Annotated in this window: 18 protein-coding genes; 12 read left to right on the top strand and 6 right to left on the bottom strand. The window is 35.6% G+C overall.

The window, feature by feature from the left end; all coding sequences use genetic code 11:
- The first annotated feature begins 89 nt into the window (after nt 1-89).
- From ACFSCX_RS16780 to wrbA, 8 genes are all read left to right on the top strand, one after another.
- Nucleotides 90-1,784, top strand: a complete 1,695-nt coding sequence (locus tag ACFSCX_RS16780) for a peptide ABC transporter substrate-binding protein (RefSeq protein WP_377929398.1) — start codon at nt 90-92, stop codon at nt 1,782-1,784.
- A 159-nt stretch (nt 1,785-1,943) separates the two neighbouring features.
- A complete protein-coding gene (locus ACFSCX_RS16775; RefSeq protein ID WP_377929397.1) occupies nt 1,944-2,294 on the top strand; it encodes a hypothetical protein in 351 nt (116 codons plus the stop codon).
- The gene (locus ACFSCX_RS16770; RefSeq protein ID WP_377929396.1) at nt 2,279-2,575 is read left to right on the top strand and encodes an acetamidase/formamidase family protein; all 297 of its coding nucleotides are present in this window, start codon (nt 2,279-2,281) and stop codon (nt 2,573-2,575) included. Before ACFSCX_RS16775 ends, ACFSCX_RS16770 begins: the two co-directional genes overlap by 16 nt.
- Before the next feature lie 39 nt (nt 2,576-2,614).
- On the top strand, nt 2,615-2,932 hold the full coding sequence (locus ACFSCX_RS16765) for a hypothetical protein (protein WP_377929395.1): 318 nt from the start codon (nt 2,615-2,617) through the stop codon (nt 2,930-2,932).
- A 208-nt stretch (nt 2,933-3,140) separates the two neighbouring features.
- Nucleotides 3,141-3,977, top strand: a complete 837-nt coding sequence (locus tag ACFSCX_RS16760) for an alpha/beta hydrolase (protein WP_377929394.1) — start codon at nt 3,141-3,143, stop codon at nt 3,975-3,977.
- Between the two features lie 69 nt (nt 3,978-4,046).
- Nucleotides 4,047-4,841 carry a GNAT family N-acetyltransferase gene (locus ACFSCX_RS16755; RefSeq protein WP_377929393.1) on the top strand — a complete coding sequence of 265 codons (795 nt, stop codon included), beginning with the start codon at nt 4,047-4,049 and terminating at the stop codon, nt 4,839-4,841.
- A gap of 259 nt (nt 4,842-5,100) precedes the next feature.
- Entirely contained in the window at nt 5,101-5,649 is a 549-nt protein-coding gene (locus tag ACFSCX_RS16750; RefSeq protein ID WP_377929392.1) for a DUF3231 family protein, read from the top strand.
- A gap of 105 nt (nt 5,650-5,754) precedes the next feature.
- Nucleotides 5,755-6,366: an NAD(P)H:quinone oxidoreductase gene (gene wrbA, locus ACFSCX_RS16745; protein ID WP_377929391.1), complete on the top strand. Its 612-nt coding sequence runs from the start codon at nt 5,755-5,757 to the stop codon at nt 6,364-6,366.
- A gap of 64 nt (nt 6,367-6,430) precedes the next feature.
- Here the strand turns inward: wrbA and ACFSCX_RS16740 are convergent, their stop codons facing one another.
- A complete protein-coding gene (locus ACFSCX_RS16740; RefSeq protein ID WP_377929390.1) occupies nt 6,431-7,606 on the bottom strand; it encodes a methyl-accepting chemotaxis protein in 1,176 nt (391 codons plus the stop codon).
- Between the two features lie 196 nt (nt 7,607-7,802).
- Here ACFSCX_RS16740 and ACFSCX_RS16735 point away from each other — a divergent pair, with 196 nt between their 5' ends.
- The 4 genes from ACFSCX_RS16735 to ACFSCX_RS16720 all read left to right on the top strand — a co-directional run bounded on the left by ACFSCX_RS16735 (nt 7,803) and on the right by ACFSCX_RS16720 (nt 10,685).
- On the top strand, nt 7,803-8,057 hold the full coding sequence (locus ACFSCX_RS16735) for a hypothetical protein (protein WP_377929389.1): 255 nt from the start codon (nt 7,803-7,805) through the stop codon (nt 8,055-8,057).
- Between the two features lie 705 nt (nt 8,058-8,762).
- Entirely contained in the window at nt 8,763-9,287 is a 525-nt protein-coding gene (locus ACFSCX_RS16730; RefSeq protein WP_377929388.1) for an RNA polymerase sigma factor, read from the top strand.
- 2 nt (nt 9,288-9,289) lie between these two features.
- Nucleotides 9,290-10,081: a hypothetical protein gene (locus ACFSCX_RS16725; protein ID WP_377929387.1), complete on the top strand. Its 792-nt coding sequence runs from the start codon at nt 9,290-9,292 to the stop codon at nt 10,079-10,081.
- Nucleotides 10,082-10,094: 13 nt separating this feature from the next.
- Nucleotides 10,095-10,685 (top strand): mucin-associated surface protein, encoded by a 591-nt coding sequence (locus ACFSCX_RS16720; RefSeq protein WP_377929386.1) that lies wholly within the window; start codon nt 10,095-10,097, stop codon nt 10,683-10,685.
- A gap of 234 nt (nt 10,686-10,919) precedes the next feature.
- On the opposite strand, the gene ACFSCX_RS16715 is transcribed toward ACFSCX_RS16720, so the two are convergent.
- The 5 genes from ACFSCX_RS16715 to ACFSCX_RS16695 form a co-directional block, all read right to left on the bottom strand.
- On the bottom strand, nt 10,920-11,210 hold the full coding sequence (locus ACFSCX_RS16715) for a hypothetical protein (RefSeq protein WP_377929385.1): 291 nt from the start codon (nt 11,208-11,210) through the stop codon (nt 10,920-10,922).
- An 87-nt stretch (nt 11,211-11,297) separates the two neighbouring features.
- Entirely contained in the window at nt 11,298-11,753 is a 456-nt protein-coding gene (locus tag ACFSCX_RS16710; RefSeq protein ID WP_377929384.1) for a hypothetical protein, read from the bottom strand.
- 95 nt (nt 11,754-11,848) lie between these two features.
- Complete coding sequence (locus ACFSCX_RS16705) at nt 11,849-12,427, bottom strand: hypothetical protein (protein WP_377929383.1); 579 nt, start codon at nt 12,425-12,427, stop codon at nt 11,849-11,851.
- Between the two features lie 155 nt (nt 12,428-12,582).
- Complete coding sequence (locus ACFSCX_RS16700) at nt 12,583-12,768, bottom strand: hypothetical protein (protein ID WP_377929382.1); 186 nt, start codon at nt 12,766-12,768, stop codon at nt 12,583-12,585.
- 158 nt (nt 12,769-12,926) lie between these two features.
- Nucleotides 12,927-13,343, bottom strand: coding sequence for an HIT family protein (locus ACFSCX_RS16695; protein WP_377929381.1), 417 nt, complete (start codon nt 13,341-13,343; stop codon nt 12,927-12,929).
- Nucleotides 13,344-13,533 lie beyond the last annotated feature (190 nt).

Raw genomic sequence — 13,533 nt, 5'->3', positions numbered from 1 at the left:
TGCAAAATAGTTTGAAAACTTATATAATACAAATTGTAGATGGAAACATCGAAGATAAAAAATTAATCTTTAGGGGAGGTTACCTATCCATGAGAAAGTCAAAATGGATGATGCTACTAGTTCTATCACTAGTACTAAGCTTGTTCCTTGCAGCTTGTGGTGGCGGCGACAAAGAAGAAGCTACACAAGGTACTGATGGAAAAGACAGTGGCAAAGATACTACTAAGCAACAAGAAGAAACACCTGCAGCTCCACAAGTATTAAATGTACTTGAAGGTGCTGAAATTCCAACAATGGACTCTGTACAAGGTACAGATGCTGTTGCATTTAACGTAATGAACCAAGTTTTTGAAGGTCTTTACAGACTTGGAGAAAACAATCAACCAGTTCCTGGTATGGCTGAAAGCCACACTGTAAGCGATGATGGATTAGTTTATACGTTCAAGCTTCGCGATGCTCAGTGGTCAAATGGTACTCCAGTTACTGCGAAAGATTTCGTTTATTCATGGCAAAAAGCTGTTGATCCTGCAAGTGCTTCTCAATACGCTTTCATCTTAGGTGATGTGAAGAACGCTAACAAGATCAATGCTGGTGAAATCACTGACTTAAACGAATTAGGAGTTAAGGCTCTTGACGATAAGACTCTAGAAGTTACTTTAGAGCAACCTGTTCCTTATTTCTTATCACTAACTACATTCGCTACATTCTTACCACAAAACCAAGAGTTCCGTGAGTCGCAAGGTGAGAACTATGGTTTAGAAGTTGAAAACCTAATCTACAATGGTCCATTCACATTAACAGAGTGGAAGCATGAAGAAGGTTGGGTAATGACTAAGAATCCTAACTATTGGGAAGCTGACGTTGTTAAGTTAGAAACAATCAATGTTAAAGTTGTTAAAGATACAGCTACTGCTGTAAGTTTATATGAAACTGGTCAAATCGACCGTGTAGGTTTATCTGCTGAATTCGTTGATAAGTATAAAGGAGATCCTAACTTTTCAACATTAGGAGAGCCAGTATTATTCTACTTCAAGTTTAACCAATCAAGAGGTGGAGCTTTAGCAAATGTCGATGTTCGTAAAGCACTTTCTATGGCAATCGACAAGCAAGGTCTAGTTGATGTTATCCTAAACAACGGTTCTCAAGTTGCGAACTTCGCAGTACCAGCTGATTTCGTAACACACCCAGAAACTGGTGAAGATTTCCGTGCGAAGCATGGTGACTTCAACACGTATGATGTGGCAAAAGCTCAGGAACACTGGCAAGCAGGTCTTGCTGCTCTTGGAACTGACTCTGTTGAGTTAGAAATCCTTGGTGGTGACACTGAAACTGCTGTTAAAATGCAAGAATACTTTAAGAATCAATTAGAAACTAACCTTTCAGGTTTAAAAATCAATCTATTAAACGTACCATTTAAGCAACGTTTAGAGCTAGATGAAAAAATGGAATACGATTTACAATTCGCAGGTTGGGGTCCTGATTACCTAGATGCGATGACATTCGCTGATCTATGGGTAACGGATGGTGGCCACAACATGATGGGCTACTCAAACCCTGCATATGACAAGTTAATTCAAGATGCTAAGACAACTCTTAGTGGTGATCCAGTAGCACGTTTTGAAGCAATGCAAGAAGCTGAGCGCATCCTTCTTGAAGAAGATGCAGCACTTTCACCACTTTACCAACGTGGATCTGCAAGGTTAATCCAACCTTATATCAAGAATGTGTTAGAACACTCATTTGGACCTGACTTCAGCTACAAGTGGGCTTCTATCGAAAAATAAAAATAGCCAATCGGTGTATTTTAACCCTTTAAAGCGTAATAGCTTTAAGGGGTTTTTTATTGTTTTATATTCCGAATCCGCACCAAATAGTAATTATATTTACTTTATAGAGTATATAAGATAATGTGAAACCAGATGAACTAAAAAGGAGAGGTGCACATGTCGAAGATTTTTGAGTTAAAACCAAGTAGTGATACACTTCACGGATTTTTTAGCCGAGAATTAAAGCCTGCTCTTGACATATCTACTGGAGACACTGTTATTTTCCAAACCTTAGATTCGGCTTGGGGGATTGAGGAAAGGCCAGGTATAGGGAAACCGAGAAGGAAGTTTACGGGATTAAGTGAAGAGAGAATCCATAACCAGTTTGGTCATGCACTTGTTGGACCTATATATGTGAAAGGTGCTCAAGTGGGTCAGACACTTGAAGTGAAAATTAATGAGGTAATTCCAGGAAAGTATGGGTGGATATCGGCTGGTGGTTTTCCAAGCTATTGGATAAAGAGATGAAGCTAGATGATGTAGAAGAGGTTATGCTGGACTTTGAGCTAGATACAAAGACGAACCTTGGTAAGAGTAAATTCAACAATTTTGACTTCGAAGTTAAACTTCGTCCGTTTATGGGCGTTATGGGTATGCCTCCTAATGAAGAGGGGCGCTATTCAACTGTTGTGCCGAGGTATTGCGGGGGGAATATAGACTGTAAAGAGCTTGTAGCTGGAAGTACTCTTTACCTGCCTATTCCAGTCGATGGGGCTCTATTTTCAGTAGGAGATGGTCATGCACTTTAAGGGGATGGAGAGGTAGGTGGACCTGCACTTGAATGTCCGATGGAACGGGTTAGTTTAACCTTTTCGATACGCGATGATATACCTATTAAGATGCCAATGGCACATACAAAATCTGGCTGGTTAACGATGGGAATCGATGAAGACTTGGATAAGGCTATGTGGATAGCTCTAGATGGCATGTTAGATTTAATGTCTGGCCTCTATTCTATTTCTCGTACAGAAGCCTATGCCTATGCATCAATGGTTGTTGACATGAGAATTACGCAGATAGTCAATTATTCAAAAGGAGTTCATGCTTTTTTACCACATGAAGCCTTATCAAAGAATGGAAGGGACTTTATAACTAGGACAAATTAATGAAATTTCCTTTAATTCACACTCACTATAATTAGAAATATACTTTATAGTAGAAGTAATACATTTTATTAATATGGTGAGAAATTTGAGGAGAATAATAATATTTAGGCGTGAAAATTTAAAGGAAATAATGATTAATATAGTGTTAGGGTTTTTACTGATACTTATTACCTTAACCGGAACTTCCATCTATATGGGGTATAAAGTAATGAGTCCTATTAAACTCGGTATTCTACAATTGCCGTCCGACTATGAATTAGCATATGAGGACGTATCGTTTGAGAATATTTATGATGGTGTTGAATTAAAGGGATGGTGGATCCCTAGTTCACGCTATGATTACTTGTATCATAAAGCCGTCATTTTTTCACATAGCTATGGTGATAATCGAGAGAGAATGCCAATTGAAACACTTAAACTGGCAAAACGTTTGTCGAGCCAAGGCTATCACGTCTTTATGTATGATTTTAGAGCAAGTGGTGAATCAGGTGGTCGGTTTACGACAATAGGTAGGAAGGAGAAAACAGATCTCCTTTCAGCGATTCATTATGTAAAGGAGGACAAGGGAATACACGAGATTGCGTTAATAGGATGGTCAATGGGAGCAGCTACCTCTATTATCGTGGGCAGTGAATCAGATGATGTAAAGGCGGTCATCGCAGATAGTCCCTTTGCCGACTTAGAATCGTACACTTCTGAAGCTTTTGCCTATTGGACAGGTCTTCCGAATTCTGTAGGTAAATATATGATTAGAGTCGCAGATAACATTTTTATAGACATGAATCTTTCAGAGGTAAAGCCATATATTGCTGCTCAGCGATACGAAAATAAAGGATTAATGCTCATTCATAGTACGAAGGATGGAGCAATTTCCTATAAACAAAGTGAACTTATATTTAGCCATGCTCCTAGTGCAGAATTATGGATTACAAAAAAGGGTGGGCATATTCGAAACTATAAGCACCAAAAGGAAATTTACGAAGATCGAATCATCGAATTTTTAAACAAATATATTGAGCAGGATTATATGTTTCAGCCTCTTTAAAGGGATTCGTAAGGTCATATCGAATATATTATAGATGAAAAATAGCCTATATTAAGGGTGTGTAGTTAGATGATACTAGAAGAAGTGCATAAGTTAGAAGCTTTTGAATTGGAGTTAACGAAATTTAATTCGAAAAGAGCCTTATCAGAAGAAGTAAAACAACTTGAAGTGCTTGAAGTAGGAAATTGTAAGGTTTTAATTGATACTAAATCCCCTAAATCTATGTACTACAATCGCGTAAAGGGGTTTAGCTTAGAAGACAAGGATCAATTACACAAAATACTTGCTATATACGAAAAGGAGAATATCTCGCCTTGTTTTGATATGTCACCTCTACATGTAAATAACGAAATCGCGAATATATTAACGGAAAACGGATTTATGCTATCAGATCAGCTCGTATTTTTAAAATGGAGTCAAGATCAACCGTACTTTTCTAACTATAATCAAAAAGCACTTACTATAAGTGAAATTACGAAGGACAATGTAAAAGAGTTGATTCAACTAATAGTTAATTCCAATGATTTGAAGCTAAGTGATGATGTCATTCATAGACAATCACATTATTTTTATCAACCAAATTTTAAGAATTATATTGCTTACGTTGATAACAATCCAGCGGCATTAGCATCGATTTTTATTCATCAAAATAAGGCTTATTTTGCAAATGCCTATACGTTTCCAGAATTCAGGGGTAAAGGGTGTCAACATGCATTACTTCACCACAGACTAATGGTTACAAAACAACTAGGAATTAGCATGGTCTATTCTGACGTTGAATTCGGTTCAATCAGTCATAATAACCTGAGGAAGTTCGCCTTTCAACAATTGTATATGAATTCATTTTGGATCAGAAAAGCTTAAATATATGTTGAAAACATCTATTATCGAGTTGTGAGCTGCTGTTAATTCCTGAATGACGAAGACAATCATTGGTTGATTATTCAAAATAGAGGAATTTAAATTACTAAGTACTGAGAAGCATAAACAGAAAAAGGCTACTTTTCGTTCATTGAAAAGTAGCCTTTTTCCATTTGTATACATTTGTAAGTATATGTGGAATATCACGGTTGAATTGGTAAACTTTGCGCATAATAAGTGAAAATTGATTCGAGGTGACTGTATGGGTAATCCATTTGAAGCTTTGTGGAACACGATTAAAACGTTCGTTGATGTTGAAGAAAAATCACCACTTAACATTATTGAGGTAGGTGACTGCTGGCAGTATTTAACGACTGTACAAGAATTTATTCGATATGAGGAGATTGGCCTCAATACGACGAAGGATGATGAAGTAAAAGAAATGTTACACGATGCATTGAAGCTATGTAAATCTCAGTCAAAACGATTGTCAGATTTTATGATAAAGGAAGGCATTCCACTCTCAGTCGTTGCTTCCCCTAAGCCTGATTCCGATAATAATGATATTCCCTTAGGAGTTAAATTAACAGATGACGAGATCGTAAATGGGGTAGCATTCAAATTTGTTACAATCTCTCAGCTATCATCAAAGGGGCAGGTGGATGCGATTCGAAATGATGTGGCCATGATGTGGCTGGAATACTACTCAGAGATTGTGACATTTGGAGCAACTCTTCGTGTCCTAATGAGAAAGAGGGGATGGCTGAAGGTCCCACCTTACTATGTTCCACCAGGAAACCCGATTAAGTAGCGTTTGTTAAGAAATGACTATTAAAATTTATATAAGTGAAATGAGAGTATCGAAGAAAAATATGGGTAAACTTATGTGTGAGTACATAGTGAAGGAGAATTTAAGATGACAAATGTAAAAGTAGCAATTATTTATTATAGCTCAACAGGAACGAATTATCAGTTAGCTAGATGGGCGGAGACAGCAGCTAAGGAAGCTGGGGCTGATGTGAAAGTATTACGAATTCCTGAAACGGCACCAGATAGTGCGATTGATACAAATCCTGCTTGGAGGGGCCATATGGATGAAACCAAAGATGTTCCAGTCGTGACACTTGATGATCTTGAGTGGGCAGACGCTATGATCTTTAGTGTTCCAACTCGTTACGGGAATGTTGCCTCTCAGTTTAAGCAATTTATTGATACAACTGGTGGTTTATGGTTTAATGGAAAGCTGGCGAATAAAGTAGTCAGTGCAATGACCTCTGCTGCAAATCCACATGGAGGCCAAGAGCAAACGATTTTACAGTTATACACTTCTATGTATCACTGGGGAGCGATTATTGCTGCACCAGGCTATACAGATCCAACCATCTTTGCGGCAGGAGGCAATCCATACGGAACTTCAGTAACGGTTAACCAAGAAGGTAAAATGGTAGAGAATGTAGAAGATGCTGTTAAACACCAAGCAAAGCGGACGGTGACAGTGGCTTCTTGGGTGAAAGCAGGATTACAATGAACATAAAACTCGGGAAAGAGCTACTTTCCCGAGTTTTATTTGATGGTATAAGGCCCACCTTCTATCATGAGAACTTCAATTGATACTTTTGCGGATGACTATAGTGATTTAGGCGATTATATTTGTACATTTCTTTTGATAGCTTATCTAGTCCTTTTACCTTTTGGACGGCATCTAGTACAATGTCATTGATCGTTTTCATTTGATTTATTGATGCACCCATAAGTTCTTTACGTTGGTATGTAATTCGAATTACATCAGTTGTTGATTCATCAATGAATTTACCATTTTGACTTGCTTGGTTAATTCGACTTGATAACAAATCCATTTGTTCGGAAAGTTGACCGGTGGACTGGGCTTGCAGTTCAGCCCCTTCTGAAAGCTCTTGCATTGTGATTGCTACTTGATTACTTCCTTGATTTACCTCTTCAAATGATTGTTTCATTTGTAAAGAATGGCCCTTGACAGTAGAGGAAAGGTCCGTAATATTTTGAATAATGCTTTTTAGATTAGATTGTGTTTCAATAATAGATTTGGAAAGTTGACCAAATTCATCTTCTCGATGTCTATCATCTATTTTGTTTGCTAGATTACCAAGAGAGATTTGTTTCATCACTTCATTAATTCTTACGAGTGGATTTGTGAATCCTTTGCTACCAAACCAAGCGATTACAATAACGATAAGAAGTGTTGCAAGACCAACAGCTACTAAATAGACTAAAATACTTTTATTTAAACTCTTAATAGTTGTTACGTCTTGTTGAATTTGGATGACACCAATTACTTCAGTCTTAGTGGGGTCATAAAGTGGCATGTTTAATTCTACGAGAGTTTCTCGAGTATGGATTACTTCTTCTCCTGATGTTACATCTGAAATCATAGATTTAGCATTAGCTTCAAGAGTATTACCTAAATTCTCCTCCAAAGAAGAAACGAGAATTTCTCCATTTAAATTTATAATGTTAAGTAAAACACCTTTTTGTGATTGAGTAATTTCATTAACGACACTACCATTTAGACCAGTTTGGAGTGTACCGATTATTTTATTGTTATATTTTAAGGGTACAAATGCTCGAACTGCTAAACCACTGCTTCCAAACTCAAATCCAGAAGATTGAGCATCCTTTAAAGCTTCTTGTATAGCAACCTTATCACTTTTGTTATCCCCGAATTTTTCTGGGTTGTGCCCTCTGAAAACGTCATCCCTGCAGCGCAAGTAGGCGGGGTGATAAGTTTTCAATCTGTTATATTACGCTAAAAATAAATTGTAAACAAAAAGCAGAAGATGCCTATCACCTTTTGCTTTTTTTTTGCAATTTACTTGCTCATTCGTAAGTGGAAATGTAAAGTCCTGAATAGAGGAAACCTTTCTCGATTCTTATTGATAACTTACCTTGCATATAAATGGAAGAAGGTTTGATGGGGGAGGTTTATTCATGAGTAAGAACTGGAGAGATATTAGAAAGGGTGGAAGAAAACAGTTTGTACTTATATATAGCCTAACTTTATCGTTACCACTAGTGATGGATTACTATATCATTAAGTTTTTTCTTCGTTCGTATAAACTGGAAACTTCATTCATGGAGCTGTTGGGAGTTTGGGTCATTTGTCTGTTCTTGGGGAGCTTATTCTCTCTTTACGCATGGAGAAAAATGGAGAGTTGGGTTGAGCAAGGATCGGGACGTGTTTAAACATTAAAATTTACTGGGAGATAGAATCAGTCATGGTTCAAAAATGAGAATGTAGTCCTTTTATATCTTCCATTTATTCTAATTGAAGTAAAAGATGGATTTTAAAAATTTGTATATGTTCACTTAACATTATGATTTCCCCATTTCTGCTCATAAAAAATACACCTATCACATGATAGGTGTACAGTGTACAAGCATCTTAATAATAGATAGTTGTTTTCTACAAAATAGAGCACCCTGTGATGATCGAATCTTTATGTGAATGTCTAAAAAAGGGCAGACTACTCCCTTTGAAAGAGAACGTATCAAAAATTTGATTCAAATCACTTGTGAATACATACCTATTCTTCACGGGTTTTCTCCTTATTATGGATTTTATTAAGATCAACTAACAATCAGTTAAGGTTTTCCTCATCCCCACTTAAACTTATTTGAATCTTCTAAAGTTTTGAAGTGGGGGTCTTAGCCCCAGTTAGAGCGGGATAAATTTCATTATAACATGACAATCCAATATTAAACAGAACTGTAAAATGTATTAAGGAAGTACCTTTGGTTTCTAATGAAAAACATGAACACTGTACAATATTTAGATTAGTAACATCATAAATAAGCAAAGTTTCTTAAAAAAATGATGCTTCGTGAAAACTTTTTATGAAGTAGCGAGGTAATGATAGTGAAGAGGTTACAAAGGAAGGGGGATGAACAGTGGAACATGAACTGATTCAAAGAATAAAAGGCGGCGACCAAAAAGCCTTTAAACAACTATATGAACAATATGCAGATTATGCGATCCGAATTGCGACAGCCGTTACTAGAAATCAAGCAAATGCTAAAGATGTGGTTCAAGAAACCTTCATACGTGTGTATCGAAATATTCATTCCTTTGATAATCATCAATCGTTTCAGCCATGGTTGTACAGAATTTTACTAAATGAATGTAACCGATTCTTAAAGAAAAATAGCCAAACGATTCCGATAGACATTAATGAGGAACTCAATCTTCCGCCAGAAGTTGACCATTATGAATTTGAAGAGTATGAAGAGCTTTACGAAGCCATTGGGGAGCTTGAAGATATACACCGAGTCCCATTAGTGTTGAAATATTTGAGTGATTTTAAAGAACGAGAAATAGCACAAATTCTAGAATTAAATCTGAATACGGTGAAATCAAGGTTATTTAAAGGAAGGCAGAAATTAAAAGAGCTCTTATTAAAAGTGAGGGAGGGATAATGATGGCGAAAGAACCTATTGATCAGCAGTTAAAGAAAAGCTTGCTCAAGGGTACAGAGCATTCAGGAAGTTTGAAGGACGATATTTGGAACCAAATTGAAAAGCGTATTCAAGAAGAAGCTCCTGTTAAGGAGCATGCACCTAGAAGATATACAGAGCCAAAACCAAAGAAACAATGGGGGCGAATCAGTTTTATTTCCTCCATTGCTGCGGCCATTATAATGGTCCTGTTAGCAACGACAACAGAAACGGGGATGGCTCTCGTAAGTCAAATGAAGGAATGGTTTGTCCCTGAAAAGACAATTGAAATAGAGCTAGAAGGAATGAAAGAAGACTCAAATGTAACGGTTCATGAGGGTACATCCAACTATGTCATTTACTTTGATGAAGAGCGTTACAAATTGATTCAAGTTGAAGGAAATGACCGAATCGTGCTAAAAGAAGAATTAGATGAGCGCTACCCTGAAGTCTATATGGAAATTAGTCAAGTCAAGCAATCACCAGATAAGGTAATTCAAGTATTACAAAATCGATTAAAGGAAGAAGGCATGATCGAAATTCCAGATGCTAAAGAAGTGGAAGAACCAGTTAATGGATGGATGGTATATGGTATCGGCGGATCAGGTGGTACAGAATGGGATGATCCGATGATTCGTTACTATGTATTTGATAACGGGCAGAACGGAAGCTTCATTGTGAAACAGAAATTTTTCTTAGAGGCAGAGGAAGGTCATGGAGTCCGTTTTGATCAAATAGTAAAAGAGCTTCATATCGTAGAAGATGTAGAATCATAAGGAGGATCTTACTATGAAAAAATATTTGAAAACGATGTTAATCGAAATGTTCTTAATCAGTAGTATAGCAGCTTGTAATACAGTAGGAACAAACGACGAAGTGGTGCAAGAGGAAAATAGCCAGACTGGGGAACCACAAGAGGCAACAGAAAAATCGGAACAAAATACCGAAAATGCAAAACAAGATGAGGAAAACGAGGCTACTAATCCAACTGAAGAAATTGATGAAGCAACCAAGGAAGATAATAAGGAAGCAAACAATACGGACGAAAATATAGTGGAAGACATTAAAAAGAAAAATATAATTGGAAAGACTGAAGAGGAAATAAAGAGCATGTTTGGTGAGCCACAAGCAAGTAGCAATAAACAGTTTACACAATACAGATATGACTTTACGAATGAGGGCTATCAATATAGTGAGGAAGTCATCTCGATCGATGATGCTGGGATTCAAGAGGGACAAATGAAAGCACAGTTAATTGTTCTGTTTAGTGATAATCAAACAGTAGACTCTTACAACATTTACTATCTTAAAGATGGAGAAGTCATGAATTTATGGGTGAAGCCAGAGGGTGAAATTGAATCACCGGCTCATGGTGACTAATAGCAAGGCTTGACTAGTTTATATACATGCTAAAATAAAAATAGAGGCACCTCAACATAAGTAGTTCGGTTCAGAGGTAGAAAAACTAAAATAACAAGCGAAATAACAGGATAAATCGCATAAATTTAGACAACGAAATCGCACAAGAAAACGCAGAGGTTTTAACAGCCCTCTGCGTTTTTATATAATTTATTGACCTGTTCTTCAACTAAAGCACCCGTTAACGCAATAAGACTATTTAGTTATCCAATCCTCAAATTTGATGTTATTACTATTTTTAGCTATCTCCATTGCTTCTTTTAAAGAGTCGCAATCAAAGTCACCAATAACTTCCCATTTCAAATCACATGAGAAGAGGTAATACTCATTACTTCCTTCGTATTTGCAAATAGCTTTTGCGGTAATAGGTATTTCATCAATTGTTTCTTTCTGCTCGTTTATAATCCTAACCGTTCCAAATTTATTTGATAAGGTATTTGAAGTATACTTAATTACCTTTGCACCGTCTAATTCATCCGGTATCACCATATTAGCCTCCACATCTGTATTACCCTATTTAACATAAACACCAGTTAATTCAATAAGGATATGAACGTCAGTATAGTTAAGAATTCAATATTTAATTTGAAATAGTATGCTCTTAAATTCTTCTGTAACCTTGTAAACATCACCATTTGATTCTAAGATTACATAATTTTGATCTGTACTTACGTATAAATGAAAGTTAACTCTCTTGTTAAAGGATTTCTGCTCTACTCTTATCATTGAATTCCACTGTATATTTTTCTTTGCGATTCGAGTAAATTTTCCTATTTCATTATATATATATCTACCATATTTTTTATCTTGATTTAAAATTTCTATGTCATGCCCATTTTTATCTTTTACGGTAATAATAAATTGAAGATTTTGCGTAGCTTCTTTATTCCCAAGATATCTTTCATCCTCTTTAAATTCATTTGGGTCACCATTAATGAATAGTGAGAGGACGAAAAAAGTGATTATAATTAATAAAAAGAGAAGGATAGGAAGTAACAATTTAAATGTTACCATTTTTAGGTGGTGCATAGCTTAACTTCTCCTTTCTTGAATAAAGATAAAATCAGCAAATGATCTTATCTTTATCTTCTTAAATTCTCGCACCCATTACTTTAATAAGAAATTTACTTGATTGATTGCAATTCCTTGTGAATTTTAGTCAGTTGGTCAATTACTAAGTCTAAATTTTCTTTTTTAAAATCTATATTTATCTTGGTTTGTGGTTGACTAATTCCCCATTCACCTTTTCCAACAAAATTTTTATAAGCATCATCCATTTTCTCTTCTAAGGATATCAATTGTTCCTTATTCATCAATGGTAATTTTTCTTTAAAAGTATTTATTACATCTTCATATTTTTTTTCAAATGAAAATATAAAAGAAGAATGTTCGGTTTTCAAAACATAAAGAGTTGACTTTAAAATAACTGACTGCATTGGTTTTGCAAGCTCCCAATACATATCAGATTGTTTTTCTAATACAGGAAAGCTATCCTCTTCTTGTTTTGAAAGTTCTTTAATAAAATCATTAAAGTTACGCCACTCTTTTGCTCTTTCACTAAACTCATTTATTATAATTGCACTTTTAAGTAATTCCTCTTGATTGACCTTATTGGTTTTCGTATTGAAAACTACATAAATAAATATAGTGTTAGAAAGAAGTGAAAGGGCAAGAAGCACTTTTATCCAATTATTTTTATTCAAAGATGACACCCCCTCTTTAAAAGTATAGTATTTACCATAAAAATCCAATACCCTTATTAAACATAACTGCCTCTTTACTTCAACAAAAAGTGGTACATCCTTCATGGAACAGCACCACTGTTATTGCATTCTCTCAACGGTTAATTCAAATCAAACTAATGATTTACTTGTTCAAGAATCTTTGTAGTAATTAAATGAGATGCTATAAGAGAAAGTAGTATACATACTGGTTCAAATTGGTCCAATACCCCTTTAAATGAGATAGAATCAACAATAAAGTATATTGCAATTGTTAGAAATACCAAGGTAACAAGATAGATTAAATTACGCTTAATTCCCAAAATAACGCCTCCCTCTACAACATTTCTTCTTCTTAAACTCTACTGACCTATACTTCAATAAGAACAGATCCATATCCTTCTTCCAATAAAAAATGAGACCCGCATCTGCCGATCTCTCATTTTGCTTATTAAAAATTGCACCCGTTAACGCAATAAGACTATTTTTGTATTTTTAGTTTTTCTCTCTTATTTACAGGTTGTTTTAACCAATAACGAACTCCTTTACCAGCTAACGGCTCATCGTTATATCTTGGGATAACGTGAAAATGACTGTGGAAAATAAACTGATTAGATACTTCACCAACGTTCCACCCCAGTGTATAACCATCAGGAGAAAACTCTTTATCTAAATACTCTTTAGCATTTTGTAAAAGTTCATATGTATCGTTCCACTCATCTTTAGTTAACTCAAAGGCATTAGCGTGATGTTTTTTAGGAACTATTACTGCACAACCTTCTAATACATCTTGTTGTTTATTATGCTGTAACAAATAACAAGTTTCATTTTCAGATAATATATTTTGGTCTTTATCTTTATGAGGATTACAAAAAGGACAATTTTCTTCGTAAGCCATAATTTTTCCCCCTTACTATTTTTAAACTATTCTGATTTTATCATAGCTACTAATCCTCTTGTTGAACTATCCTGCTTCGTTAGTTTAAGAACATTCTTTCACAATCTCTATATCTATATTTTACCATGAAAAACCTTATTTACCTCCGATATACCTTTAATTAGTTATCCAATTATCATAGGTTTTGACC

The sequence above is a fragment of the Bacillus salitolerans genome (genome assembly GCF_042680805.1).
GTDB classification, from domain to species: domain Bacteria; phylum Bacillota; class Bacilli; order Bacillales; family SA4; genus Bacillus_CJ; species Bacillus_CJ salitolerans.
This window is presented reverse-complemented; position numbering and strand designations above follow the sequence as displayed.

Bases quoted from the DNA above. Each gene is read 5' to 3' on its own strand.
- ACFSCX_RS16780 (WP_377929398.1), top strand. From the start codon at position 90: ATGAGAAAGTCAAAATGGATGATGCTACTAGTTCTATCACTAGTACTA.
- ACFSCX_RS16775 (WP_377929397.1), top strand. From the start codon at position 1,944: ATGTCGAAGATTTTTGAGTTAAAACCAAGTAGTGATACACTTCACGGA.
- ACFSCX_RS16765 (WP_377929395.1), top strand. From the start codon at position 2,615: ATGGAACGGGTTAGTTTAACCTTTTCGATACGCGATGATATACCTATT.
- ACFSCX_RS16760 (WP_377929394.1), top strand. From the start codon at position 3,141: ATGAGTCCTATTAAACTCGGTATTCTACAATTGCCGTCCGACTATGAA.
- ACFSCX_RS16755 (WP_377929393.1), top strand. From the start codon at position 4,047: ATGATACTAGAAGAAGTGCATAAGTTAGAAGCTTTTGAATTGGAGTTA.
- ACFSCX_RS16750 (WP_377929392.1), top strand. From the start codon at position 5,101: ATGGGTAATCCATTTGAAGCTTTGTGGAACACGATTAAAACGTTCGTT.
- wrbA (WP_377929391.1), top strand. From the start codon at position 5,755: ATGACAAATGTAAAAGTAGCAATTATTTATTATAGCTCAACAGGAACG.
- ACFSCX_RS16735 (WP_377929389.1), top strand. From the start codon at position 7,803: ATGAGTAAGAACTGGAGAGATATTAGAAAGGGTGGAAGAAAACAGTTT.
- ACFSCX_RS16725 (WP_377929387.1), top strand. From the start codon at position 9,290: ATGGCGAAAGAACCTATTGATCAGCAGTTAAAGAAAAGCTTGCTCAAG.
- ACFSCX_RS16720 (WP_377929386.1), top strand. From the start codon at position 10,095: ATGAAAAAATATTTGAAAACGATGTTAATCGAAATGTTCTTAATCAGT.
- ACFSCX_RS16710 (WP_377929384.1), bottom strand. From the start codon at position 11,753: ATGCACCACCTAAAAATGGTAACATTTAAATTGTTACTTCCTATCCTT.
- ACFSCX_RS16695 (WP_377929381.1), bottom strand. From the start codon at position 13,343: ATGGCTTACGAAGAAAATTGTCCTTTTTGTAATCCTCATAAAGATAAA.